Annotated in this window: 25 protein-coding genes; 6 read left to right on the top strand and 19 right to left on the bottom strand. The window is 64.0% G+C overall.

The annotated features are described in order from the left end of the window. The first annotated feature begins 19 nt into the window (after positions 1 to 19). Positions 20 to 1,246, top strand: coding sequence for an ABC transporter substrate-binding protein (locus RAD10_RS35950; protein WP_028145053.1), 1,227 nt, complete (start codon positions 20 to 22; stop codon positions 1,244 to 1,246). A 245-nt stretch (positions 1,247 to 1,491) separates the two neighbouring features. Here RAD10_RS35950 and RAD10_RS35955 read toward each other — a convergent pair whose 3' ends face one another. The 8 genes from RAD10_RS35955 to RAD10_RS35990 all read right to left on the bottom strand — a co-directional run bounded on the left by RAD10_RS35955 (position 1,492) and on the right by RAD10_RS35990 (position 10,379). Further along, positions 1,492 to 2,748 carry a TCR/Tet family MFS transporter gene (locus RAD10_RS35955; protein ID WP_461621143.1) on the bottom strand — a complete coding sequence of 419 codons (1,257 nt, stop codon included), beginning with the start codon at positions 2,746 to 2,748 and terminating at the stop codon, positions 1,492 to 1,494. Then, entirely contained in the window at positions 2,745 to 4,127 is a 1,383-nt protein-coding gene (gene der, locus RAD10_RS35960; protein WP_091954843.1) for a ribosome biogenesis GTPase Der, read from the bottom strand. The genes RAD10_RS35955 and der overlap by 4 nt, the downstream gene beginning before the upstream one ends. 49 nt (positions 4,128 to 4,176) lie before the next feature. Beyond that, entirely contained in the window at positions 4,177 to 4,725 is a 549-nt protein-coding gene (locus tag RAD10_RS35965) for a hypothetical protein (protein WP_091954840.1), read from the bottom strand. Between the two features lie 59 nt (positions 4,726 to 4,784). Continuing rightward, positions 4,785 to 5,438: a tetratricopeptide repeat protein gene (locus RAD10_RS35970; protein WP_461621144.1), complete on the bottom strand. Its 654-nt coding sequence runs from the start codon at positions 5,436 to 5,438 to the stop codon at positions 4,785 to 4,787. 168 nt (positions 5,439 to 5,606) lie between these two features. Continuing rightward, positions 5,607 to 7,199, bottom strand: a complete 1,593-nt coding sequence (locus tag RAD10_RS35975) for a class I adenylate-forming enzyme family protein (protein ID WP_461621145.1) — start codon at positions 7,197 to 7,199, stop codon at positions 5,607 to 5,609. Between the two features lie 73 nt (positions 7,200 to 7,272). Then, on the bottom strand, positions 7,273 to 7,857 hold the full coding sequence (locus RAD10_RS35980; protein ID WP_461621146.1) for an NnrU family protein: 585 nt from the start codon (positions 7,855 to 7,857) through the stop codon (positions 7,273 to 7,275). A gap of 69 nt (positions 7,858 to 7,926) precedes the next feature. After that, positions 7,927 to 8,505: a hypothetical protein gene (locus tag RAD10_RS35985; protein WP_461621147.1), complete on the bottom strand. Its 579-nt coding sequence runs from the start codon at positions 8,503 to 8,505 to the stop codon at positions 7,927 to 7,929. Positions 8,506 to 8,756: 251 nt separating this feature from the next. Beyond that, positions 8,757 to 10,379 (bottom strand): peptide chain release factor 3, encoded by a 1,623-nt coding sequence (locus tag RAD10_RS35990; RefSeq protein ID WP_461621148.1) that lies wholly within the window; start codon positions 10,377 to 10,379, stop codon positions 8,757 to 8,759. A 175-nt stretch (positions 10,380 to 10,554) separates the two neighbouring features. Between RAD10_RS35990 and sugE the strand changes: the two genes are divergently transcribed. Further along, positions 10,555 to 10,869 carry a quaternary ammonium compound efflux SMR transporter SugE gene (gene sugE, locus RAD10_RS35995; RefSeq protein WP_104466007.1) on the top strand — a complete coding sequence of 105 codons (315 nt, stop codon included), beginning with the start codon at positions 10,555 to 10,557 and terminating at the stop codon, positions 10,867 to 10,869. Here the strand turns inward: sugE and RAD10_RS36000 are convergent. The 7 genes from RAD10_RS36000 to RAD10_RS36030 all read right to left on the bottom strand — a co-directional run bounded on the left by RAD10_RS36000 (position 10,862) and on the right by RAD10_RS36030 (position 17,334). After that, on the bottom strand, positions 10,862 to 11,869 hold the full coding sequence (locus RAD10_RS36000) for an inorganic phosphate transporter (RefSeq protein ID WP_028145063.1): 1,008 nt from the start codon (positions 11,867 to 11,869) through the stop codon (positions 10,862 to 10,864). The two genes, sugE and RAD10_RS36000, sit on opposite strands and share 8 nt — an antisense overlap. An 11-nt stretch (positions 11,870 to 11,880) precedes the next feature. Beyond that, the gene (locus RAD10_RS36005; protein ID WP_018317614.1) at positions 11,881 to 12,525 is read right to left on the bottom strand and encodes a DUF47 domain-containing protein; all 645 of its coding nucleotides are present in this window, start codon (positions 12,523 to 12,525) and stop codon (positions 11,881 to 11,883) included. 156 nt (positions 12,526 to 12,681) lie between these two features. Beyond that, entirely contained in the window at positions 12,682 to 13,650 is a 969-nt protein-coding gene (locus RAD10_RS36010; RefSeq protein ID WP_091954810.1) for a branched-chain amino acid ABC transporter permease, read from the bottom strand. A gap of 1 nt (position 13,651) precedes the next feature. Continuing rightward, positions 13,652 to 14,515 (bottom strand): branched-chain amino acid ABC transporter permease, encoded by an 864-nt coding sequence (locus tag RAD10_RS36015; RefSeq protein ID WP_018317616.1) that lies wholly within the window; start codon positions 14,513 to 14,515, stop codon positions 13,652 to 13,654. A gap of 67 nt (positions 14,516 to 14,582) precedes the next feature. Next, a complete protein-coding gene (locus RAD10_RS36020; RefSeq protein ID WP_461621149.1) occupies positions 14,583 to 15,800 on the bottom strand; it encodes an ABC transporter substrate-binding protein in 1,218 nt (405 codons plus the stop codon). A gap of 39 nt (positions 15,801 to 15,839) precedes the next feature. Beyond that, positions 15,840 to 16,586, bottom strand: a complete 747-nt coding sequence (locus RAD10_RS36025) for an ABC transporter ATP-binding protein (protein WP_104466008.1) — start codon at positions 16,584 to 16,586, stop codon at positions 15,840 to 15,842. Further along, positions 16,579 to 17,334 (bottom strand): ABC transporter ATP-binding protein, encoded by a 756-nt coding sequence (locus RAD10_RS36030; protein ID WP_018317619.1) that lies wholly within the window; start codon positions 17,332 to 17,334, stop codon positions 16,579 to 16,581. The genes RAD10_RS36025 and RAD10_RS36030 overlap by 8 nt, the downstream gene beginning before the upstream one ends. A gap of 355 nt (positions 17,335 to 17,689) precedes the next feature. On the opposite strand from RAD10_RS36030, the gene RAD10_RS36035 reads away from it, so the two are divergent. Beyond that, a complete protein-coding gene (locus tag RAD10_RS36035) occupies positions 17,690 to 18,337 on the top strand; it encodes a hypothetical protein (protein ID WP_461621150.1) in 648 nt (215 codons plus the stop codon). Between the two features lie 93 nt (positions 18,338 to 18,430). Here RAD10_RS36035 and RAD10_RS36040 read toward each other — a convergent pair whose 3' ends face one another. Then, a complete protein-coding gene (locus tag RAD10_RS36040; RefSeq protein WP_461621151.1) occupies positions 18,431 to 18,790 on the bottom strand; it encodes an ArsC family reductase in 360 nt (119 codons plus the stop codon). A 104-nt stretch (positions 18,791 to 18,894) separates the two neighbouring features. Here RAD10_RS36040 and RAD10_RS36045 point away from each other — a divergent pair, with 104 nt between their 5' ends. The 3 genes from RAD10_RS36045 (at position 18,895) to RAD10_RS36055 (ending at position 20,902) form a co-directional block, all read left to right on the top strand. Further along, entirely contained in the window at positions 18,895 to 19,266 is a 372-nt protein-coding gene (locus tag RAD10_RS36045; protein ID WP_461621152.1) for a tRNA-binding protein, read from the top strand. Between the two features lie 217 nt (positions 19,267 to 19,483). Continuing rightward, positions 19,484 to 20,116, top strand: coding sequence for a TetR/AcrR family transcriptional regulator (locus RAD10_RS36050; RefSeq protein WP_461621153.1), 633 nt, complete (start codon positions 19,484 to 19,486; stop codon positions 20,114 to 20,116). Positions 20,117 to 20,119: 3 nt separating this feature from the next. After that, positions 20,120 to 20,902 (top strand): sulfite exporter TauE/SafE family protein, encoded by a 783-nt coding sequence (locus tag RAD10_RS36055; RefSeq protein WP_461621154.1) that lies wholly within the window; start codon positions 20,120 to 20,122, stop codon positions 20,900 to 20,902. A gap of 2 nt (positions 20,903 to 20,904) precedes the next feature. Here the strand turns inward: RAD10_RS36055 and RAD10_RS36060 are convergent, their stop codons facing one another. From RAD10_RS36060 to RAD10_RS36070, 3 genes are all read right to left on the bottom strand, one after another. Next, positions 20,905 to 21,609, bottom strand: coding sequence for a glutathione S-transferase family protein (locus tag RAD10_RS36060; RefSeq protein ID WP_461621155.1), 705 nt, complete (start codon positions 21,607 to 21,609; stop codon positions 20,905 to 20,907). Positions 21,610 to 21,711: 102 nt separating this feature from the next. Then, a complete protein-coding gene (locus RAD10_RS36065; protein ID WP_461621156.1) occupies positions 21,712 to 21,855 on the bottom strand; it encodes a hypothetical protein in 144 nt (47 codons plus the stop codon). Positions 21,856 to 21,969: 114 nt separating this feature from the next. Continuing rightward, positions 21,970 to 22,635, bottom strand: coding sequence for a DUF429 domain-containing protein (locus RAD10_RS36070; protein ID WP_461621204.1), 666 nt, complete (start codon positions 22,633 to 22,635; stop codon positions 21,970 to 21,972). Positions 22,636 to 22,689: the final 54 nt, after the last annotated feature.

Genomic DNA, 22,689 nt, shown 5'->3' on the forward strand with positions numbered 1-22,689 from the left:
ACAATGGAGGAAACCTTTTATGACGACGACGTTCGCGCGCCGCTCCGCGGCCCTTCTGGCCTGTGCCGCCTTCGGTTTTGCAACATCCGCCTACGCGCAGGACAAGACCGTCAAGATCGGCGTGCTCAACGACATGTCGAGCCTCTATGCCGACATCGGCGGCCCCAACTCCGTGGTTGCGATCAAGATGGCGGTCGAGGATTCCGGCCTGCTCAAGAAGGGCTGGAAGATCGACGTCATCAGCGGCGATCACCAGAACAAGCCCGACGTCGGCGTCAACATCGCCCGGCAGTGGATCGACAACGAGAAGGTCGACGCGATCGCCGATACGCCGAACTCCGGTGTCGCGCTGGCGGTCAGCAACCTCGTCAAGGAAAAGAATGCGGTGCTGCTGAATTCCGGCGCCGCCTCCGCCGACCTCACCGGCAAGGCCTGCACGCCGAACACGATCTCCTACACCTATGACACCTACATGCTGGCCAACGGCACCGGCAAGGCGCTGACCAAGGCCGGCGGCGACAGCTGGTTCTTCCTGACTGCGGATTATGCCTTCGGCCACGCGCTCGAACGCGACACCACGGCGGTCGTGACCGCGAACGGCGGCAAGGTGCTCGGCAGCGTCAAGCATCCGATCAATACCGCGGACTTCTCATCCTTCCTGCTGCAGGCGCAATCCTCCAAGTCCAAGGTGGTGGGCCTTGCCAATGCGGGCGGTGACACCACGAACTCGATCAAGCAGGCGGCCGAATTCGGCATCGTCTCCGCCGGCCAGAAGCTCGCGGCATTGCTGCTGTTCATCAACGACGTGCATTCGCTAGGTCTGAAGACCGCCCAGGGCCTGACCTTTACCGAATCGTTCTACTGGGACCTGAACGACAAGACCCGCGAATGGTCCAAGCGTTTCTCGGCGCTGGCCAGCAAGAACGCGATGCCATCGATGACGCAGGCCGGCAATTACGCGATGGTGCTGCACTATCTCAAGGCGATGGACGCGCTCGGCGGCAATCCGCATGACGGCGCCAAGGTCGTCGCCAAGATGAAGGAGCTGCCGACCGACGATCCGCTGTTCGGCAACGGCCCGCTGCGCCAGGACGGCCGCCGCCTCATCCCCGCCTACCTGTTCGAGGTGAAGAAGCCCGAGGAGTCGAAGGGGCCGTGGGACTATTACAAGCAGATCGCCACGATCTCGGCGGAAGACGCCGCCAAGCCGCTCAAGGACAGCGATTGCCCGCTGGTGAAAAAGTAAGAGACCGTACGGTGGGTTAGCACGCGGCTGCGCGAAGCGCAGTCCGCTGGTGTAACCCACCACTTCTCTCGCCCCGACAAAGGTGGCGGATTACGCTTCGCTAATCCGCCCTACGCTCGTACGGCTTGGCGAGCAGGCCCTAGGGTGGGCAAAGGCGCGTCAGCGCCGTGCCCACCATCTCGCCGCACTAACAGAAGGCGGTGGGCACGCTTCGCTTTGCCCACGCTACGAGACCGTCTTGGTTGCTACGAGACTGTCTTCACCCCACCCAGCGTCCGCACCGCGATCGCTACGCAGACCACCATCAGCGCTGCCGCGAGCAGGAACGGTGCGCCGGGCAGATGTAGCGGCGCGCCGGCGCTGATGAAATAGGAAAAGGTCAGCGTGAACAGGAACGGACCGACGAGCTGCGACACGCTCTGCACGCTCGCGGTCGCGCCCTGGAGCTGGCCCTGCTGATCGGCTGAGACCAGCCGCGTCATCAACGCTTGCGACGCGGCACCCGAGATGCCCCACAGCGCCAAAATGGGAATTCCGATCCAGGACAGCGGCCCGGTCGGCGCAGCGCCCAGGACCACGAAGCCCAGCGCGCCACAACACAGTCCCAGCAACAGCGCGTTCCGCTCGCCGAGCACGCGCACGATCGGGCCGATCGCAAGCCCCTGCACCACCATGGCGCAGATGCCGACCATCGCCAGCGTCAATCCCACGGTCTTGGAATCCCAGCCGTAGCGATAGGTCGCATAGAGCACGAAGGTCGAGGGCAACACGACATGCGCGACTTGCGCGATGAAATTGACGACGGACAACGCAGCGAGCACCGCATTGGAGCGCAAGAGGCGGAGCGCGCCGACCGGACTGGCGCTCCGCCAGCGGAACGGCGCGCGCCTGTCGGGCGCGAGCGATTCCGGCAGGACGAACAGACCGTAAAGCGCATTGGCGAAGCTGAGGGCCGCCGACGCCCAGAACGGCAGGCGCGGATCGATATCGCCGAGCAGGCCGCCGAGCGCTGGCCCCAGGATGAAGCCCGCGCCGAACGCAGCGCCAATCCGGCCGAAGACCGCCGCGCGTCGCTCCGGCGGCGTGATGTCGGCGATATATGCGAAGGCCGTCGAGATGCTGGCCGAGGTGATGCCGGAGATGACGCGGCCGACGAACAACCACACCAGGGACGGCGCCAGCGCCATCAGCACGTAGTCGGCTGCAAGGCCGAAATTCGACAGCAGCACCACCGGCCGCCGTCCGAAGCGATCCGACAGCGCGCCGAGCAGCGGCGAGAACACGAACTGCATCAGCGCCCAGGCGGTGCCGAACAGGCCGAAGATGCGAGCGGCGTGGGCGGTATCGTTGTCGACGAAGCTCTCGATCAGCTTCGGCAGGATCGGCATGATCACGCCGAGCGCGAGCATGTCCAAGAGGATGGTGACGAAGATGAAGGCGACCGCGCCGCGCCTCGCGGGCACGGCGCCTTGCGCCGCCGCCTCGCCGGCGCCGTCACTCACGACGGGCGCTTGCGCTTGTGCGCGAAGGGATTGGCCTTCTCGCGCAAGGTGATGCGCACCGGCGTGCCCGGCAGCTCGAAGGTCTCGCGCATGGAATTGATGAGGTAGCGCAAATAGGACTGCGGCACCGCGTCAGCGCGCGAGCAGAACAGCACGAAGCTCGGCGGGCGCGCCTTGGTCTGCGTGATGTAATTGAGCTTGAGCCTTCGGCCGGACACGGCCGGCGGCGGATTGGCCTGAACCGCCTGCTCGAACCAGCGGTTCAATGCCGAAGTCGACACGCGCCGGTTCCAAAGCGCGTAGGCGTCCTGGATCGCCTGCATCAGCCGATCGATGCCCTCGCCCATCAGGCCCGAGACCGCGACGATTGGCACGCCCTTGATCTGCGGCAGCAAATGGTCGGCATCGCGACGCAGACCCGAGATCGCACCGCCCCCCTTGCTCTCCATCAGGTCCCATTTGTTGACGGCGAGCACCACCGCGCGGCCCTCGCGCTCGATCAGATCGGCGATACGCAAATCCTGCTCCTCGAAGCGGTTCTGCGAATCCATCATCATCACGACGACTTCGGCAAAACGGACCGCGCGCAGGGCGTCGGCGACCGAGAGCTTTTCCAGCTTCTCCTCGATGCGAGAGCGCCGGCGGAGACCTGCTGTGTCGAACACGCGAAACTCGCGGCCCTTCCAGTTGATCTCGACCGCGATGGAATCGCGCGTGGTGCCCGCCTCCGGGCTCGTCAGCAGGCGTTCCTCGCCTAGCAGATGGTTGATCAGCGTCGACTTGCCGGCATTGGGCCGGCCGACGATGGCGACCCGGATCGGGCGCGTCGCGGCCTCTTCCTCGGTGAGCGGCTCGTCGTCCTCGGTCTCGTCGTCGTCGACGGGCTCCGGCATCAGCTTGGCGAGCTCATCGTAGAGCTCGCCCATGCCCTCGCCATGCTCGGCCGAGATCTGGATGGGATCGCCGAGACCGAGCGCAAAGGATTCCATCGCGCCGGCATCGCCATGCTTGCCCTCGCTCTTGTTGGCGACCAGCAGCACGGGCTTGTTGGCCTTGCGGGCGAAATCGGCGAAGGCGCGGTCGGTGGGCGTGAGGCCGACGCGGGCATCGATGACGAAGAACAGCGCGTCCGCCTGCGCGATCGCAGTCTCGGTCTGCTCCTGCATGCGCGCGGTCAGCGAGCCCTTGGCGCCTTCGTCGAGGCCTGCGGTATCGATGATGGTGAATTCGAGATCGCCGAGCCGCGCCTCACCCTCGCGGCGGTCGCGGGTGACGCCCGGCAGGTCGTCGACGAGCGCAAGCTTCTGTCCGACCAGGCGGTTGAACAGCGTCGATTTGCCGACATTGGGCCGGCCGATGATGGCGATCGTGAAGGACATCGGTCATTCGTGCGCTGCCGGGGCTGCGCCTGTCAATCAAAGGAAAAAATTAGCGCGAGAAGCTGCCGCTCGGCAGCGGCGCCGGGAAGCCGCCCTGCGTCTGCTGCTGCGTGGTCTGGGTCGGTTGCGCCTGCTGGACCGGCTGATCCGGCGGCGGCGCAGTGGTGCGCTTGCGGACGATCTTGTGCTTGGGCGGCGGAGCGGCCGTGGCCGGCGCCGCCTCCGGCTGGGCCTCGCCGTCGACTTCGCCGGCGGGCGCTTCAGTCGGCGCTGCGGCTGCGGCGGCCGGCTGTCTCGTGTGCTTCGCCTTGGCTCCCTTCGCCGGCTTGGCCTCGGGCGGCGGCTCGGCGGGCAAGGCCGCGACGGCAGGCGCGTTCGGATCGGGCTGCTGCTGCGCGCCCTTGTACATGTCCTTCGGGACGCCCTGCTCGAGGCCCGGCACGCCCTCCGGGAAGACCGGCTTGCGGTCGCCCGGCAGCTTCTTCTTGGTGTCGAGGAAGTCGAGCATGTCGCTTGGATCGAAGCTGGAGCAGCCGCCCAGGACGCCCGTGAAGGCGATCAGGACGGCGGCTGCGATCAAGCGTGGCGTGCGGCGCATATCGTGTCTCGTCTAGGTCAGGGAGCCGTCGTCAGCTCTTCTTGCTCAGCTCTTTTTGCTCAGCTCTTGGCGACGGGCGGCAGCAGGGCCTGGAGCGCCTCGGCGCGCGAGCGCAGGCCAGGCGGCGTTTCGCCGTCTTCACCGATCGCGTCGAGCCACTTGCGCGCCGCTGTCATGTCGTTGTTGCGCCAGGCCGACAGCGCCAGCATCTCGCGGGCGCTGTGGCGGAAGGTCGATTTGGGGGCGGCGGAAGACTCCAGCCGCTGCTGCATGTCGGCATAGCTGGCGCTGTCGAGCAGCAGACCGGCGGCGCGGATCTTGGCCAGGTCCTGCCACTCACCACCCGCGCTGCGGTCGGCAGCGATGTCGTCGTACATCTTGGCAGCAGCCTTGGCGTCACGGGGCGCCGCCTCGGCTGCGGCGCGCAGCCGCGCCAGGGTGCGATAGCCCGAGGGTGCCTTGGCGGCGAGCTCAGTGAAGGCGGCCTCGGCCTCGGCATGCTTGTCCTGGTCGGACAGCTCGGCGGCCTTCTCGAAGGCGGCGCCGGCCTCGGCGGCCTTCTTGGCCTCCAGATATTGATAACCGCGCCAGCCGCCGACGCCGGCAACGACCAGCACCATCAGGGCGATGAAGTAAATCGAATATCTATCCCACAGCTTCTTGAGCTGTTCGCGACGTACTTCCTCGTCGACTTCGTTAAATAATTCAGACACTTATGCTAATCCCATGCCCGTCCGGGTACGCGCGCCGAAGCGTTCGCGTCAGGAATCCCGTCCCCCACGTGGCGGCGAGGTACCCTAACGATATGGCGGTGGCAAGGCAAAGCGAGCCCAATCAAGGCGTTAACCACCCGGGACAGCCCGGATTGGCGCCTGTCCGGCTCAAGCACCCAGGAGCTCCCGGAGCTGCCGCTTCAGCACCTTGCCGTTGGCATTGCGCGGCAGCGGGTCTGGTGTGATCGCCAGGGTCTCGGGAACCTTGTAGTCGGACAGACGCTCCGCACACCAGGCGCGCAGGGCCTCGCCGGCGACCGGCGCGCGCGTCACCACCACGGCGTGGACGCGCTCGCCCAGCACCGGGCACGCCTTGGCGATGATCGCGCTCTCGATCACCGCGGGATGGCCGGCGAGCACGGATTCGACCTCCGCCGAATAGATCTTCAGGCCGCCGCGATTGATCATGTCCTTCTGCCGGTCGAACACGCGGACGAACCCGTCCGCATCGACCGAGCCGAGATCGCCGGAGTGCCAGAATCCGCTGGTGAAGCTTTCGGCGGTGGCCTTCGGGTTATTCCAATACCCCTTGATGACGGAGGCGCTCTGGATCCAGAGCTCGCCGATCTCGCCATGGGGCAGCTCGCGCCCGTCCGGATCCATCGCGACGATGCGCGCGCCCGGACACGGCAGGCCGACGCTGTCGATATGGCTCTCGGTCAGCTCGCCCGGCATGATCGTCGAGGGCGACGTCGTCTCGGTCGCGCCGTAGCAGTTCATCAGCTTCAGGCCGGGAATTGTCGCCTTGAGCTTCTCGATGGTCGCGACCGGCATCGGCGCGCCGCCAAAGCCGCCGATGCGCCAGCTCGACAGGTCGTAGCTGTCGAAATCAGGTTGGAGGAGGCAGAGATTGTACATCGCCGGCACCATCACCGTGTAGGTGACGCGCTCGCGGGCGGCGAGCTTGAGGTAATCGGCCGCCTTGAACTCAGGCATGATGATCAGCGCGCCACTGCTGCGGATCATCGTCGTGATGTTGGCGACGATTCCGGTGACATGGCCGAGCGGCACTGCCGCGATCGATCGATCCGCTTCCGTCAATTGCAGGCAGGACACGAACACCATCGAGGAATGGACGATGTTGCAATGGGCCAGCATCGCGCCCTTCGGCTTGCCTGTCGTGCCCGAGGTGTAGAGGATCATCGCGGTATCCTCTTCGCTCACCTCGATCGGCGCAGGCGCTGGCGGGTTCTCGGCGAGCGCGGCGAAGCGCGAGCGAGCCGGATCGTCGTCGACGGCGATGCGGTGGATCACATCGGGCACATCCTGCGCATCGGGCAGCCGCTCTGCGAGGCCTGCTTCGTGGATCAGGACCTTGGCGCCGCAATCGGCGAGGACATAGGCGATCTCCGGCTTCTGCTGGCGCGTGCTGAGCAGCACGGTGACCAGCCCCTCATGCGCGGCGGCAAACAGCAGCAGCGGGAATTCGATGCGGTTGCCGAGCAGGATCGCGACGCGGTCGCCGCGCTGCAGGCCAAGCTTGCGGAAGCCCGCGGCGATCCGCGCGGCCTGCTCCACGGCCTGCCGCCAGCTCAGCCGGACATTGCCTGCGATCAGCGCCTCGCCATCGGCATTGCGGGCGCGGGCTTGCGCGATCATCTCCCACACGCTCGCCGGCCGATCCGAAAATGCCGGCACCACGCGGTCGCCGAAGCGCGCCTCGAACCGCATCGCCGGGATCTGAGATTGCGACCAATCCATCGAAGGGCCCTCGGCTTGTTGCTCTTGTCAGCTTCCGCGCATGGACATCCGGGTTTCGTCTTGTGCTGACCGGCTAGACCCCGATCACGGGAACACCGATCACGACCGGATGGAACGCGAAGGCCAGCGCGAGATAGGCGACGACGCCGACGACCACCGCAATCAGATCATTGCTGACGCCGCCCACCGGGATCGGCGGGCCGCCGGCGTCGGTGCGATGCTTGAGCGAAATGCGGTCATACACCGCCCAGCCCAGGAACGAGCCGAACAGGATGATGGAGCCGAGATCGCCATTGGCCAAAAGATGCGCCGCCGCCCACAGCTTGATGCCGGCCAGCATCGGATGCTTCAGCGTCGCGTAGATGCGGCCGCGCAGATAAGAGGCGACCACCAGGATGACCGCGGGCAGCATCAGCGCGAGCGTGATGTGCTTCATCGCCTTCGGCGGATACCAGACGTCGATCCAGCCGGAGCTGCGGTAATGGGCAAAGCCCCAGATGATCAGCGCCAGCCCCGCGAGCGAGACCACGGTATAGAGGATCTTGTAGGTCCCCTCGCCCAGCCTCGCGATCGCCTGCGCGCGCGCCTCACGTTTGGTGGTGAACACATGGGTCGCAAAAAACAGCGCAAGCCCCAGGATCATGACCAGCAGACCCACGACATCCTCCCCGCAAAGCAGCCCCGCCTCTGAGGTATCATCGATTGGGCCGTGGTCGCAACTGATGCGCTATTTGCCCAGCTCGCGATTGTCGACATAGCGGATCGCGATCGGCCGCCCGGCCAGCGCGCCGCCGAGTCCGCCGGTGAATTTCAGCGGCAGGCAAGCCTTCAGCGATGAATTGATCGCATCCAGATAGGTCGTCCGGGTATCGGCGGGGACGCCAGGGGTTGCGAAGGTCAAGCGCGGCGGGCCGACCAGGCCACCGTCCCTGTTGAAGCTGAAACGCACCGACATCTGCATGCCCGCGCGCGGATTGTCCGATGGCGGCGACCAGCAGCTGCGCAGCTCGGCGAAGAGGTCGCCGATCGTGTCGAGATCGTGATCGGGCTTCTGGTATTTGGCGCGGTCGGCCTCGGACGGCACAGTCTCGATCGTGAGCTGGAGGTTCTGGCCGTAAGGATAGTCGATCTCGGGAATGCAGGGACCGGGCTCGAGCGGGCTGCAATAGGACGGCGTGCAGGGCCGGCCGTCGAGCACGCTGCACGGCTCGTGCGCGAATGGGATCGGATTGATCTGGCGGCGCTGCGCGTCGGCGGCGATCGTCGAGATCGCCAATAGGATGAAAACGAGGATGCCGCGCCACATGGAGTGCACTCGCAAAGCCATGCGATAAAAGTGGCGTTGCCCATCAACGCGTCAAGTCCGAGCGCATTCACATGCGCGCGTTCAACACCGGTGTCGTCGCCCGGCCAGTGCGCAATTGCGCACTAGGACCGGGCGACCCAGTACTCCGTGACGGCGGTGATGGAATCGAGAGGCTGCGGCGTACTGGATTCCCCGCCTTCGCGGGGAATGACAGCGGAGGGTGTGACTGAAAAGCGGGCGGAGCGCCCACCCTACCCCTTCTTCTTGACGTCCTTGACGTTGGTGAATTCGATGCCCTCGGCGCGTTCTTTTGTGTAGCCGAGATAGAACTCGTTCCTTGCCAGATACACGGGATCGCCGTCGACGTCGTCGGCGATGCTGGAGGTGTTGGCGGCGATGAAGGTGTCGAGCTTCTTGCGGTCCTCCGAGGAGACCCAGCGCGCGAGCTGGAATTCGCTGACCTCGAACTCGACCGGCAATGAATACTCGGCCTCCAGCCGCGCCTTCAGCACGTCGAGCTGGAGCGCGCCGACGACGCCGACCAGCGCCGGCGCACCGTCGCGCGGCCGGAACACCTGCACCACGCCCTCTTCCGACATCTGCTGCAGCGCTTCCTTCAGCTTCTTCGCCTTCATCGCGTCGGTGAGACGGACGCGGCGGACGATTTCCGGCGCAAAGCTCGGCACGCCGACGAAGTTGAAATCCTCGCCCTCGGTCAGCGTGTCGCCGATGCGCAGCGTGCCGTGATTGGGAATGCCGACGACGTCGCCGGCGAAGGCTTCGTCTGCGACCGAACGGTCCTGCGCGAAGAAGAATTGCGGGCTCGACAGCGGCATGCTCTTGCCGGTGCGAACGAGCTTGGCCTTCATGCCGCGGCTGAGCTTGCCCGAGCAGAGCCGCGCGAAGGCGATACGGTCGCGGTGGTTCGGATCCATATTGGCCTGGATCTTGAACACGAAGGCGCTCATGCGCGGATCGGTGGCCTCGACCTTGCGCTGGTCGCTGTCCTGCGCGCGCGGCTCGGGCGCGAACTTGCCGAGGCCTTCCAGCAGGTCGCCGACGCCGAAATTGCGCAGCGCGCTGCCGAAATAGACCGGCGTCAAATGGCCCTCGCGGAACGCGTCGAGCTCGAACGGCTTTGACGCTTCGGTGACGAGCTCGAGCTCGTCCTTGACCGCGGAGACATCGAGATTGGCATTGAGCTTGGCGAGCTCGGCCATCTCGATCTGCTGCGCCGCGCCGGTCTTGGCGCCGCCGCCTTCGAGCAGGCGCACGCCGCCATTGGCGACGTCGTAGGTGCCGAGGAAGTCGCGGCCGCGTCCGACCGGCCAGGTCATCGGCGTAGTGTCGAGCGCCAGAGTCTTCTCAATCTCGTCGAGCAGCTCGAACACGTCGCGGCTCTCGCGGTCCATCTTGTTGATGAAGGTGATGATCGGGATATCCCGAAGACGACACACCTCGAACAGTTTTCGAGTGCGCGCCTCGATGCCCTTGGCGGCGTCGATCACCATCACGGCGGAATCGACCGCCGTCAGCGTGCGATAGGTATCTTCCGAAAAGTCCTCGTGGCCCGGCGTGTCCAGCAGGTTGAAGACAAGGCCCTCGAACTCGAAGGTCATCACCGAGGTCACGACCGAGATGCCGCGCTCGCGCTCGATCTTCATCCAGTCCGATCGCGTGTTGCGCCGCTCGCCCTTGGCCTTGACCTGGCCGGCGAGGTTGATGGCGCCGCCGAACAGCAGCAGCTTTTCGGTCAGCGTGGTCTTGCCGGCGTCGGGATGGGAGATGATCGCAAACGTGCGCCGCCGCGCCACTTCGGCGGCAAGCGGGGAACGGGCCGGCGATTCGGCTGTGGTGGTGGCGATGTCGGACATGGCGGGAGCGTGTGGCAGGGAAAACGGGCCTGATCAAGCCTCATTTGGTGATTGCGGAGCCTTCCGGCCAGCCCCATATCGGCCTTGGCCATACTGGCCTTGGGGGGAGGACGACCTCCCCGGCCCATCAGCACATCAGCCGCGGGGACGACCCTGCCTTGAATGGAGGGTCGTCATGGCCTGGAGCATCCTGTTCGTCGCGGGCCTTCTCGAGATCACCTGGGCGATCGGCCTGAAATACACCGAGGGCTTTAGCAGGCTTGTTCCGTCCGTCGTCACGCTCGCGGCCATGGCCGGCAGTGTCGTCCTGCTCGGATTCGCCCTCAAATCCCTGCCCGTTGGAACCGCCTATGCGGTCTGGACCGGCATCGGCGCGGTCGGCACCGCAACGCTGGGCATCATCCTGTTCGGCGAGCCGGCCACGGCCCTCCGCCTTGCCAGCATCGGGCTGATCGTTGCCGGGATCGTCGGGCTGAAGCTGGTTACTTGACGAAGATCTTGACCGCCCACCAGGTCAGCGCCGCCACGATGGCCGAGGCCGGAATCGTGATGACCCAGGCATAGACGATCGAGCTGGCAACGTTCCAGCGCACCGCCGAGACGCGGCGGGCGGCGCCGACGCCGACGATGGCGCCGGTGATGGTGTGCGTGGTGGAGACGGGAACCCCGAGATAGGTCGCCATGAACAAAGTCGCGGCCCCTCCGGTCTCGGCGCAAAAGCCCTGCATCGGGGTCAATTTGGTGATGCGCAGGCCCATGGTGCGGACAATGCGCCAGCCGCCCATCAGGGTGCCCAGCGCCATCGCCGCCTGGCAGGACAGCACCACCCAGAACGGCACCGAGAAGTCGCTGCCCAGATGGCCCTGCGAATAGAGCAGCACCGCGATGATGCCCATGGTCTTCTGCGCGTCGTTGCCGCCATGGCCGAGCGAATAGAGCGAGGCGGAGGCGAATTGCAGGATACGGAAGGCGCGATCGACCGCGAACGGCGTCGAGCGCACCGAGGCCCAGGACACGATCGCCACCAGCATCATCGCCAGCAGGAAGCCGATCAGCGGCGACAGTACGATCGCCAGCACCGTCTTGGTCAATCCACTCCACACCGCAGCCGAGATCCCGGCCTTGGCCATGCCGCCGCCGACGAGCCCGCCGATCAGCGCATGCGAGGACGAGGACGGGATGCCGAGCGCCCAGGTCACGAGGTTCCAGACGATGGCGCCGACCAGGGCCGCGAAGATCACCTGGGCGTCGACGATCGAGGGATCGATGATGCCGGTGCCGATGGTCTGGGCGACGTGCAGGCCGAACACCATGAAGGCGACGAAATTGAAGAACGCGGCCCAGAACACCGCGAATTGCGGCCGCAACACGCGGGTCGAGACGATGGTCGCGATCGAATTGGCGGCGTCGTGCAGGCCGTTCAGGAAATCGAACAGCAGCGCGACGGCGATCAAGCCGACCAGGACGGGAAGACCCAACGCGGCATCCACAGCGGCCTGCCCTAAACTTGCTCGATGACGATGCTGTTGATCTCGTTCGCGACGTCGTCGAAGCGATCCGCCACCTTCTCGAGGTGGTCGTAGATCTCGACGCCGACGATGAAGTCCATCGCATTGCCGTCGCGATGCTTGAGGAACAGCTCCTTCAGGCCGATGTCGTGGAGATCGTCGACGCGGCCCTCGAGCTTACCGAGCTCCTCCGTGATCGCGGTCAGCATGGCGACGTTCGGGCCGATCGATTGCATGAGCGGCAGCGCGCGGCCGACCAGATTGGCGCACTCGATCAGAAGCCCGCCGATCTCGCGCATCGGCGGCTCGAAGGTGCGGACCTCGAACAGCATCACCGCCTTGGCCGTCTGCTGCATCTGGTCGATGGCGTCGTCCATCGACGTGATCAGGTTCTTGATGTCGCCGCGGTCGAACGGGGTAATGAAGGTGCGGCGCACCGCCGTCAGCACCTCTCGGGTGATGTTGTCGGCGTCGTTCTCGAACTGGTTGACGCGCTGGCAATAGACCGGCGTCTCCTCGCCCCCGTTCAGCATGCCCTGGAGCGCGATGGAGCCCTGGATCACCGTCTGGGCATGCCGGTCGAACAGGTCAAAGAACCGTTCTTCCTTGGGCAGGAAAGCACGAAACCATCGCATCATGGGGGTAGGCTACCGGTTGGAAATGGCCCGGCCCTGTCGGACCGTCATGAAACTGTCATAGACCATTTTCGATCCGCGCGCGTGTCATCTCACGCCCGCGGAGCCGGATCATCCACCGCTTTCAGACGGCCGGTAAACCGTTTTTGAATCAGCTACTTAGAGCGATCGCCGGAAGTAATGCGCGATTTCGCCGATGACGCCGCGGCGGAAGGTGAGCACGCAGACCACGAAGATCGAGCCTTGGATCACCGTCACCCACTGGCCGAAGCCGGCGAGATATTGCTGCATGGCGATGATCGCGAAGGCACCGACCACGGGACCGAAGATGGTTCCGAGGCCGCCAACCAGCGTCATCAGCACGACCTCGCCCGACATCGACCAATGGACGTCGGTGAGCGAGGCGTTCTGCGCCACGAACACCTTCAGCGCACCGGCAAAACCGGCCAGCGTTCCCGACAGCACGAAGGCGAGGAACTTGTACTGGTCGGTGCGGTAGCCCAGCGAAATCGCGCGCTGCTCGTTCTCCCGGATCGACTTCAGCACCTCGCCGAACGGCGAGTTGATGATGCGGTAGATCAACAGGAAGCCGGCGAGAAACCCGACCAGCACGACGTAATAGAGCACCGTCGGCTTGGAGAGATCGAAGACGCCGAACATGCGTCCCTGCGGGATGCCCTGGATGCCGTCCTCACCGTGGGTGAACGGGGCCTGGAGGTAGATGAAGTACAGCAGCTGCGACAGCGCCAGCGTGATCATCGAGAAATAGATGCCCTGGCGGCGGATCGAGATGTAGCCGGTGATCAGCGAGAGCACGAAAGCCGCGGCGATGCCGACGAGGATGCCGAGTTCGGGCGGCAACGCCCACACTTTTAGCGCATGCGCGCAGCAATAGCCGGCGGTCCCCAGGAACATGGCGTGGCCGAACGACAACAGGCCGCCATAGCCGATCAGCAGATTGAAGGCGCAGGCGAGCAGCGCAAAGCACAGCGCCTGCATCACGAAGAATGGGTAGACGCCCGTGAATGGCACCGACGCCAGCAGCAGCGCCATCAGTACGAAAGCGATCATCTCGTCGCGCATCGCGCGAGGGGTCACCGGCAGCGTGTCGTCCGTCAGGGTTGTCATATCAGGCCGCCCTTCCCGTCAATCCCGTTGGCTTCACCAAGAGCACCAGCACCATCAGCACGAACACGACGGTGTTGGAGGCCTCGGGATAGAAATACTTGGTCAGACCCTCGATCACACCGAGCGCGAAGCCGGTGATGATGGAGCCCATGATCGAACCCATGCCGCCGATCACGACCACCGCGAACACCACGATGATGAGGTCGGCGCCCATCAGCGGCCGCACCTGGTTGATCGGCGCCGAGAGCACGCCCGCGAGCGCGGCAAGGCCGACGCCGAGACCATAGGTCAGCGTGATCATGCGCGGCACGTTGATGCCGAAGGCGCGCACCAGCGTCGGATTTTCGGTGGCGGCGCGCAGGTAAGCACCGAGCTGGGTCTTCTCGATCAGGAACCAGGTCGCCAGACACACGACCAACGAGAACACGACCACCCAGCCGCGATAGATCGGCAAGAACATGAAGCCCAGATTCATGCCGCCCTTGAGCTGGTCCGGAATGGCGTAAGGCAGGCCGGAGGAGCCGAAATAGTTCTGGAACACGCCCTGCACGATCAGCGCGATGCCGAAGGTCAGGAGCAGGCCGTAGAGATGGTCGAGCCCGGTCAGCCATTGCAGCATGGTCCTTTCCAGGATCATGCCGAAGATGCCGACGATCACGGGTGCGATCAGCAGCGCCCACCAGTAGTTGATGCCGCCGAGGCTCAGCAGGAAATAGGCAACGAAGGCGCCCATCATGTAGAGCGCGCCATGGGCGAAATTGATGATGTTGAGCATGCCGAAAATCACGGCAAGCCCGAGACTGAGCAGCGCGTAGAACGAGCCGTTGATCAGTCCCACCAGTAGCTGAGCGTAGAGAGCCTGCATCGGGATTAGTTTCCGCCAACAAAATGAAAGCCCGCCAGCGGCACGACCGCCCCGGCGGGCAAGAGAGTTACTTCTTCACCAGCGGACAAGCGCTCTCGGAGAGCGGCCGGAACGCCTGGTCCGCGGGGACGGTGCCCACCAGCTTGTAGTAGTCCCACGGCCCCTTCGATTCCGAGGGCTTCTTGACCTCGAACAGGTAGGCCGGGTGAATCTTGCGGCCGTCGACCCGGATACTGCCCTGACCGAACAGCGGATCGTCGGTCGGCATCGACTTCATCTTCTCGACCGCCTTGGCGCCATCATGCGGATTGCCGCCCATCGCCTCCAATGCCTTGAAGTAATGGATCAGTCCCGAATAGACACCGGCCTGCACCATCGAAGGCATCGCCTTGTTCTTCATACGCTCCGAAAAGCGCTTGGAGAAGGCGCGCGTTCCGTCGTTGAGATCCCAATAGAAGGTCTCGGTGAAATTGAGCCCTTGCGCCACGTTCAGGCCGAGCGAGTGAACGTCGGTGATGAACAACAGCAGCCCGGCAAGCTTCTGCCCGCCGGCAACGATGCCGAACTCGGCCGCCTGCTTGATCGAATTGGTGGTGTCGCCGCCGGCATTCGCAAGACCGACGATCTTCGCCTTCGATGCCTGCGCCTGCAAAAGGAACGAGGAGAAGTCCGAGGAGTTGAGCGGGTGCTTGACGCTGCCGAGCACCTTGCCGCCCGCCTTTTGCACCACCGCCGTGGTGTCGCGCTCCAGCGCCGCACCGAACGCGTAGTCGGCCGTCAGGAAAAACCAGGAATCGCCGCCCGCCTTCACCAGCGCCTGACCGGTGCTGTTGGCCAGCATGAAGGTGTCATAGACCCAATGGATGGTGTTCGGCGAACATTGGGCGTTCGTCAGATCCGAGGTCGCCGCACCCGTGTCGATCAGGATCGAATTCTTCTCCTTGACGACATTGTTGACCGCGAGCGCGACGCCGGAGTTCAGCACATCCATGAAGATGTCGACCTTCTCGACGTCGACCCATTGGCGCGCGATGGTGGTGGCGATATCGGGCTTGTTCTGATGATCGGCGGAGATCACGTCGATCTTCCAACCCTTGGCGGCAAGCCCGGAATCCTCGACCGCCATCTGGGCGGCCAGCGTGGAGCCCGCCCCACCGAGGTCGGAATAGAGACCGGAATTATCGGTCAGCACGCCGATCTTGACCGTCTTGTCCTGTGCCGAGGCGCCACTTGCGACGAATCCCAAAGCCACGCCGAGAAGAAGTGCAGAAAAACGCTGTTTCATATTCCCTCCGGGAAATCCACTATTGAACGCCTTGGGGCGTCAGACGCCCAAATAGGTGTGGAGCTTGTCCATGTTGGCGGCAAGATCCGCATTGGCAAATCCGTCAATGATCTTGCCGTGCTCGACCACGTAGTAGCGGTCGGCGACGGTGGATGCGAAGCGGAAATTCTGCTCGACCAGGAGGATCGTGAAACCCTCCTTCTTGAGCCGCGCAATGGTGTGTCCGATCTGCTGGATGATGACCGGCGCCAGGCCCTCGGTCGGCTCGTCCAGCATCAGGAAGCTCGCGCCGGTGCGCAGGATGCGCGCGATCGCGAGCATCTGCTGCTCGCCACCGGACAGTTTGGTGCCCTGGCTGTTGAGCCGCTCCTTCAGGTTCGGGAACAGATCGAAGATCTGATCGAGCGGCAGCCCGCCTTCACGGACCACCGGCGGCAGCATCAAATTCTCCCGCACGTCGAGACTGGAGAATATGCCCCGCTCTTCCGGGCAGAATGCGATGCCCATGCGCGCGATCTTGTCGGAGGTCGCGCGGATGATCTCCTGGTTGTTGAACTTCACCGAGCCGGTACGCTTGCCGATGATGCCCATGATCGACTTCAGCGTGGTCGTCTTGCCGGCGCCGTTACGCCCGAGCAGGGTGACGACCTCGCCCGCGTTCACGTCGAAATTGATCCCGTGCAGGATGTGGGACTCGCCGTACCAGGCTTCCAGGTTGCGGATTTGAAGGATGTTTCCGCCGGTCGCAGCCTTGGCCGGAGCCTCGGCGATCGCAGTGTCAGGCATGACCGGCTCCCAGATAGGCTTCCTTGACGCGCTCGTCCTTGGTGAGCTCCGAGTAATGGCCCTGCGCGAGCACCTGGCCGCGCGTCAGCACGGTGATGATGTCGGACAGGTTGGCCACGACGCTCAAGTTATGCTCGACCATCAGGATGGTGTATTTCGCCGAGATGCGCTTGATCAGCGCCGCGATCTTGTCGATGTCCTCGTGGCCCATGCCGGCCATCGGCTCGTCCAGCAGCATCATCTCCGGGTCGAGCGCGAGCGTGGTTGCGATCTCCAGTGCACGCTTGCGTCCATAGGGCATCTCGACCGCGGGCGTGTTGGCAAACTCGTTGAGGCCGACATCGTTCAACAATTCGCGCGCGCGATCGTTGAAGCGGTTGAGCACCGACTTGGAGCGCCAGAAATCGAACGAAGAGCCGTGCTGGCGCTGAAGCGCGACACGGACGTTTTCCAGCGCCGTGAGATGCGGAAACACCGCCGAAATCTGGAACGAACGGACCAGCCCCATGCGGGCCACGTCGGCCGGCGCCATCGCGGTGATGTCCTGCCCCTTGTAGAGGATCTTTCCGGCGGACGGTTTCAGGAACTTGGTCAGAAGATTGAAGCAGGTCGTCTTGCCGGCTCCGTTCGGGCCGATCAACGCATGAATGCTCCCACGGCGAACCTTGAGCGCAACGTCGCGGACGGCGAAGAAGCCCGCGAACTCCTTGGTCAAGCCTTCCGTTTCGAGAATAAACTCATCGGCCAAACAGATTTCCCCCTGCCCGCGCGAGCCGCGTGGCTATCCTTGTTGCTTCGGCTTTCCGGGGGCCTTGGAGCCTATCCTTGGAGCCCATCCGGAACGCCGCCTCCGGGCGCGGAATATGCCGGAGGTGACGGGGGTTAGGCAAGGCGGAAAGCTGAGCAGATCAGGTCTCCGGCTGGGATACAAATGCTCCCTTAGTCGGAGATGTTTTGATGTCGTGCCTGCCCGGCCTCCCGGTTCGCAAGGCACCGGTCATCAAGCCGTCGTTAACGGTCTTTCGTCCGGTGCGCCAGCCTTCATAGAAAATTTTCCCGCGGGCGGCATCATGTGCTGGTTTTGACGTTCCGGGATTATTGTTTTGGATTTCGCAAGCGCCGCTCCGTCCGTTGTCAAGTCGATCAGGCAGCGTGATCTCCTGAACACGTGGCTGCGACTTTATGCGATCCAGCAGATCGCGCCGGCGGTCTGGGAATATCAGCCCGCGCGGCTCGAGGAAGAGCTATCCGATCTCATCTATTATACGGTGGACGCTTCGACGCCGGCGCCACGCCTCACCATCCAGAGCGAAGGCACGCGCATCTCCCGCGCTTATGGACATACCGGCAAGGGCGTTCTGCTCGACGATTATCTCGGGCCGCGGCTCGCCCCCTTCGTGATGCCAGTCTACTATGAATGCGTGGCCCGCGGGCTGCCCGTCTACAGCGTTGCCGACGTCGACGACATCTACGGGCGCATCGTCGCGTATGAACGGCTGCTGCTGCCCTTCCAGACCGGCGGCCAAGTCTGCCACGTCATCGCCTCGGTCAAGACCTTCTGCGAGGACGGCGGCTTCGAGATCAAGAATCTGATGCGCGGAAATGACGCGCTGCCGCGCCCGAAGCTACGTGCCGTGATCGATCGCGATCTCTTCCATCGCGCGCCTGGCCGCATCGCGACGGCCGACGTCGTCGAGTTCGCGGACCAGTCGGCCCCCGGCGTCACCAACGAGATCATCGAGCTGAACTAAAGCATGATCCGGAAAAGTGCGCCGCGGTTTTCCGAAAGATCATGCTCAAACAACAACCTGAAGCGCGACGACAATCTCGTCGCGCTTTAGTCTCTAACGCGTTTTGGCGCCGACTTCCTTGGCATAGATGTCCGGCTTGAAGCCGACCAGCAGCTTGCTGCCGATTTCCAGCACCGGCCGCTTGATCATCGATGGTTGCGCTAGCATCAACGCCAGCGCCTTCTTCTCGCTCAAGCCTTCCTTGTCGGCATCGGGCAACTTCTTGAAGGTCGTGCCGGCGCGATTGAGCAGCGTCTCCCAGCCGACCTTGTCGCTCCACTGCTTGAGCTTGTCCTTCTCGACGCCCACCGCCTTGTAGTCGTGGAATTCATACGCGACGCCATGGGTATCGAGCCAGCCGCGCGCCTTCTTCATGGTGTCGCAGTTCTTGATGCCGTAGATGGTGTTGGGCAAGATGTTCTCCGCGCATGGCGTATCGTGATGTTCGCAGCGTTGTACGAAACTCCGCTTCGCGCGACAACATTGCGAACGACGCCAACTCTCCGAACGGACACATTATGCACGTCACTCACGATCCCGCCGCGACCGCCACGCCGACCATCGACTTCAACAGCTTCCTCGCGGTCGATATCCGTGTCGGGACCATCGTCGACGCAAAACCGTTTCCGGAGGCGCGCAAGCCGGCCTTTCGGCTGTGGATCGACTTCGGCCCGGTGATCGGCGTGCGCAAGAGCTCGGCCCAGATCACCGAAAACCATCCGCTCGAGACTTTGGTGGGACAACAGGTCGCGGCCGTCGTCAATTTCCCGCCGCGCCAGATCGGACCCGTCATCTCGGAGGTGCTGACGCTCGGCTTCCCCGATGCCGACGGCAAGGTCGTGCTGGTGCAGCCGAGCAAACCGGTGCCGAACGGCGGACGGCTATTCTAGCCGCGCGCAATCGAGTGCCGCGTCGCCTCTGTCGACGCATTCACAACGACATCATCCTTCTCCTGCCAGGCCCCCCAGGCCAGCCAGACTTGACCAAAATCATCTTCCGCATTAAAAATGACTGACTGATCGTTTTTTATTACGATCAACTTTATTCTCGGCCCAACCGGGATCAACGGTAAAACGATCGACCTGTCAGTTATTTAAGGACGGCGAGATGCCCAAGATCAGCGACAAGCAGCGCGAAAGTCGGCGGCAGCAAATTCTCGAAGCTGCCCTCGCCTGCTTCTCCGAAGACGGTTTTCACCAGACCGGCATGGCCGACATCGTGAAAAGGTCCGGACTGAGCCACGGCGCGGTCTATCTCTACTTCCAGAGCAAGGACGATCTGATCGAGGCGCTCGCCGACGACCGGCATCGGCGCGAAGCCGTGCTTAATTCGGTCGCGCAAGGATCCGGCGATCCGATCGAAGGGCTTCACGCGCTGATCCGCGTTTACGCGCAATGGCTGACCGACCCCGCCGGCGAAGCGCGCCGCCGTGTCGGCATTCACGGCTGGGCCGAAGCCCTGCGCAACCGCCGCGTCCGCACCAGCGTCGTCGAAGGCATCGACATGCCGCGCGCGCTGATCGTGGCGCTGGTCGAGCGCGGCCAGCATGACGGCCTGATCAGACGCGACCTCGGTGCCGAAGCGATCGCACGCGTGCTGATCGCGATCTTCCAGGGTTTTGTGCTGCAAGAATGCTGGGGCGAGGATTTCGACGTCGAGGCCTGCATGGCGGCCGTGGCCGGGGTGATCGACGGCTTTCGCACGACCAGACCCGACATCAAGCGGCGAAGCAGGACGTAAGCGATGTCAGGGATCCACGACCTTCTAGCTGGCGCCGGCGTCGGCCTGGTCAGCGGATTGACATCGGGCTTGATGGGAACGAGCCCGGGTGGCGGGCTCGTGATCTTCAGCGTGCTACTGCTCGGGGCCGAACAACACGTCGCGCAGGGCACCTCGCTAATCACACAGATCCCGCCGACGGGCCTCGCCGGCGCCCGCCGCTATTGGCGGAGCGGCAATCGCAGCCCCTTGCCGTGGATCGTCTGGATCGGCATCGGATTTCTCGTCGGCGGTGCCGGTGGAGGCTACGCCGCGGCGGCGGTTTCCGACCAGGTCTTGCAATGGACTTATGTCGTCTATCTCGTCGCGCTGATCGCCCTGCTGATCCTGCGTCGCGATCGCAAAGACGGTGGCCGTGAGGCCGGCGACCAGGCCCAACTGCCCCGGCTACCCCTGCTGCTCATCGGCCTGCTCGCCGGGTTTTCCTCCGGCTTCATGGGCATCGGCGGCGGCCTGGCGATCACGGTCGGCCTTGCTGCGGGCCTGCGCGTGCCGCAGCATCAGGCGCAGCTCGTCAGCCTCGTATTCTCGGTCATCCCGACCAATCTTCCGGCAGCCTGGATCTACTGGAGCAAGGGCCTGATGGTCGGTTGGCCGGCCATCACAGGCATTCTGGCCGGCCTCTGGATCGGCACCGATCTCGGCGCACGCCTGGCCAATGGCGTCAGCAAATCGGTGCTGCGTCGGGTCATGATCGCCTTCGTCTCGCTGATGGCGCTCTACATGACGTACAAGGCGCTGACCTGATCTTACGGCCGAGGCGGAATGTTCAGCCCGCGCTGCACCGCCGGACGCGCGAGGCCCCGTTCGAGCCAGGCACCGACCGATTTGAACTGGGTGAATTCGACGAGATCGCCGGCACCATAGAAGCCGATCAGATTGCGCACCCAGCCGAGCATGGAGATGTCGGCGATGGTGTAATCGTCATCCATGAACCATTGCCGTCCCGAAAGATGCGTCTCCATCACGCCGAGCAGACGCTTGGCTTCGGCGACGTAGCGGTCGCGCGGACGCTTGTCCTCAAAATCCTTGCCGGCGAATTTGTGGAAGAAGCCGACCTGACCAAACATCGGCCCGATGCCGCCCATCTGGAAGTGCACCCACTGGATGGTCTGATAGCGACGGGCGGCATCCTGGGACAACAGCTTGCCGGTCTTCTCCGCGAGGTATTGCAGGATCGCCCCGGACTCGAACAGCGGCAGCGGCCTGCCGCCGGGACCGTTGGGATCGAGGATCGCCGGGATCTTGCCGTTCGGATTGAGCGAGAGGAATTCAGCCGTCTTCTGGTCGTCCTTGCCGAAGTCAACGAGATGGACCTCGTAGGGAAGCCCGATCTCCTCCAGCATGATCGAGACCTTGACACCGTTCGGCGTGGGCAGCGAATAGAGCTGGAGCAGTTCGGGATGTTTGGCCGGCCAGCGTTTGGTGATGGGAAAGGCGGACAGATCAGACATCGGCACTCCGGCTGCGTTCGTAAGATGCCGCCTAATCTAGGCGAGCCGGCGAACGATGCAAGGCCGAGCAGCCGTCAGCTTAACGCCTGCGTCGCCAGCCAGTCACAACGGCCGCAACACGTGGCTGGTGGCGTAGGCGACGTCGCGCTGTACGCGCTGCTCGATGAAGAGCTGGCCGGTGACGAGCAACGCACCGGTGAAGACGAGCGCAAGCATCGCGGTCGCGAATTGACTGGCATCATTCATCGCAAGAGCTTCTCCGTCATCTGCTCAAACGGGAACGCGGATCAACTGTCGCCAGTTCCTACATGCTTCAAATATATTGCCGCTTTTTCCCGATAAGACTCCAGGCCGCCGCTCTCAATAATTGATCTCCATTCGCAGTCCGCGCGGATCGATCTCCTCGCCCTCGACACGCTGCGTGCTGTCGCGCGCCGCCACCGCGCAGGCACAGGCGTCGATCAGATCGTCGCGGCCGATGCCGGTGCCGTGGCGAAGCGTCAGCCATCTTTCGACCTTGGTGAAACCCCGAGCTCTCAGCAGCGCGACGCGCTGCTCGCGGCCTTGCGCCGACGTCTTGTTCGCGAGCCGTGCTCCTCCCGCCAGATTCCAGAAAATCAATTCCGGATGCGCTTCGCCGATCGTCGCCTGCCGCGCCGGCGTCATGACATCGTCGACCTCCCTGATCTTGTCCCTGATATTCCACAGCTGCGCCGACACACCCCTGCCCTTGCCCTCATGCGTCCAGTAGTAACGGTTGGCCTCAGCCATGTCGGCGAACGTCCAGAGATCCCGGCGCGCACCAAGAAAAACGGCGGGGCCAATCAGCTCGCGCGCACGCAGGTCGCACAGGCGATAGCCGGCCGGATTCAATCCGATCGGCATGTCGATCATCGCGCGCGCATGCGGCAACGCGAGCAAACGCGTCAGGCCCGGCGAATAGTCAAAACCATGATCGCCGCGTTCGTCGATCCAGGCCGCGACCCAGCCGAAACGAAATCCGTCGAGGCCGAGATAACTATTCACGCGCACGACCCCGCCGCTGCCGACGTTCGTTCATCCCAAGCTGTCACCTCGATG

The sequence above is a fragment of the Bradyrhizobium sp. 23AC genome (assembly GCF_054863025.1).

Coding starts and splice junctions, on each gene's coding strand:
- RAD10_RS35950 (WP_028145053.1), top strand. CDS start 20: ATGACGACGACGTTCGCGCGCCGCTCCGCGGCCCTTCTGGCCTGTGCC.
- der (WP_091954843.1), bottom strand. CDS start 4,127: ATGTCCTTCACGATCGCCATCATCGGCCGGCCCAATGTCGGCAAATCG.
- RAD10_RS35965 (WP_091954840.1), bottom strand. CDS start 4,725: ATGCGCCGCACGCCACGCTTGATCGCAGCCGCCGTCCTGATCGCCTTC.
- RAD10_RS35975 (WP_461621145.1), bottom strand. CDS start 7,199: ATGGATTGGTCGCAATCTCAGATCCCGGCGATGCGGTTCGAGGCGCGC.
- RAD10_RS35985 (WP_461621147.1), bottom strand. CDS start 8,505: ATGTGGCGCGGCATCCTCGTTTTCATCCTATTGGCGATCTCGACGATC.
- RAD10_RS35990 (WP_461621148.1), bottom strand. CDS start 10,379: ATGTCCGACATCGCCACCACCACAGCCGAATCGCCGGCCCGTTCCCCG.
- sugE (WP_104466007.1), top strand. CDS start 10,555: ATGGCCTGGAGCATCCTGTTCGTCGCGGGCCTTCTCGAGATCACCTGG.
- RAD10_RS36005 (WP_018317614.1), bottom strand. CDS start 12,525: ATGATGCGATGGTTTCGTGCTTTCCTGCCCAAGGAAGAACGGTTCTTT.
- RAD10_RS36010 (WP_091954810.1), bottom strand. CDS start 13,650: ATGACAACCCTGACGGACGACACGCTGCCGGTGACCCCTCGCGCGATG.
- RAD10_RS36015 (WP_018317616.1), bottom strand. CDS start 14,515: ATGCAGGCTCTCTACGCTCAGCTACTGGTGGGACTGATCAACGGCTCG.
- RAD10_RS36020 (WP_461621149.1), bottom strand. CDS start 15,800: ATGAAACAGCGTTTTTCTGCACTTCTTCTCGGCGTGGCTTTGGGATTC.
- RAD10_RS36025 (WP_104466008.1), bottom strand. CDS start 16,586: ATGCCTGACACTGCGATCGCCGAGGCTCCGGCCAAGGCTGCGACCGGC.
- RAD10_RS36045 (WP_461621152.1), top strand. CDS start 18,895: ATGCACGTCACTCACGATCCCGCCGCGACCGCCACGCCGACCATCGAC.
- RAD10_RS36050 (WP_461621153.1), top strand. CDS start 19,484: ATGCCCAAGATCAGCGACAAGCAGCGCGAAAGTCGGCGGCAGCAAATT.
- RAD10_RS36055 (WP_461621154.1), top strand. CDS start 20,120: ATGTCAGGGATCCACGACCTTCTAGCTGGCGCCGGCGTCGGCCTGGTC.
- RAD10_RS36060 (WP_461621155.1), bottom strand. CDS start 21,609: ATGTCTGATCTGTCCGCCTTTCCCATCACCAAACGCTGGCCGGCCAAA.
- RAD10_RS36065 (WP_461621156.1), bottom strand. CDS start 21,855: ATGAATGATGCCAGTCAATTCGCGACCGCGATGCTTGCGCTCGTCTTC.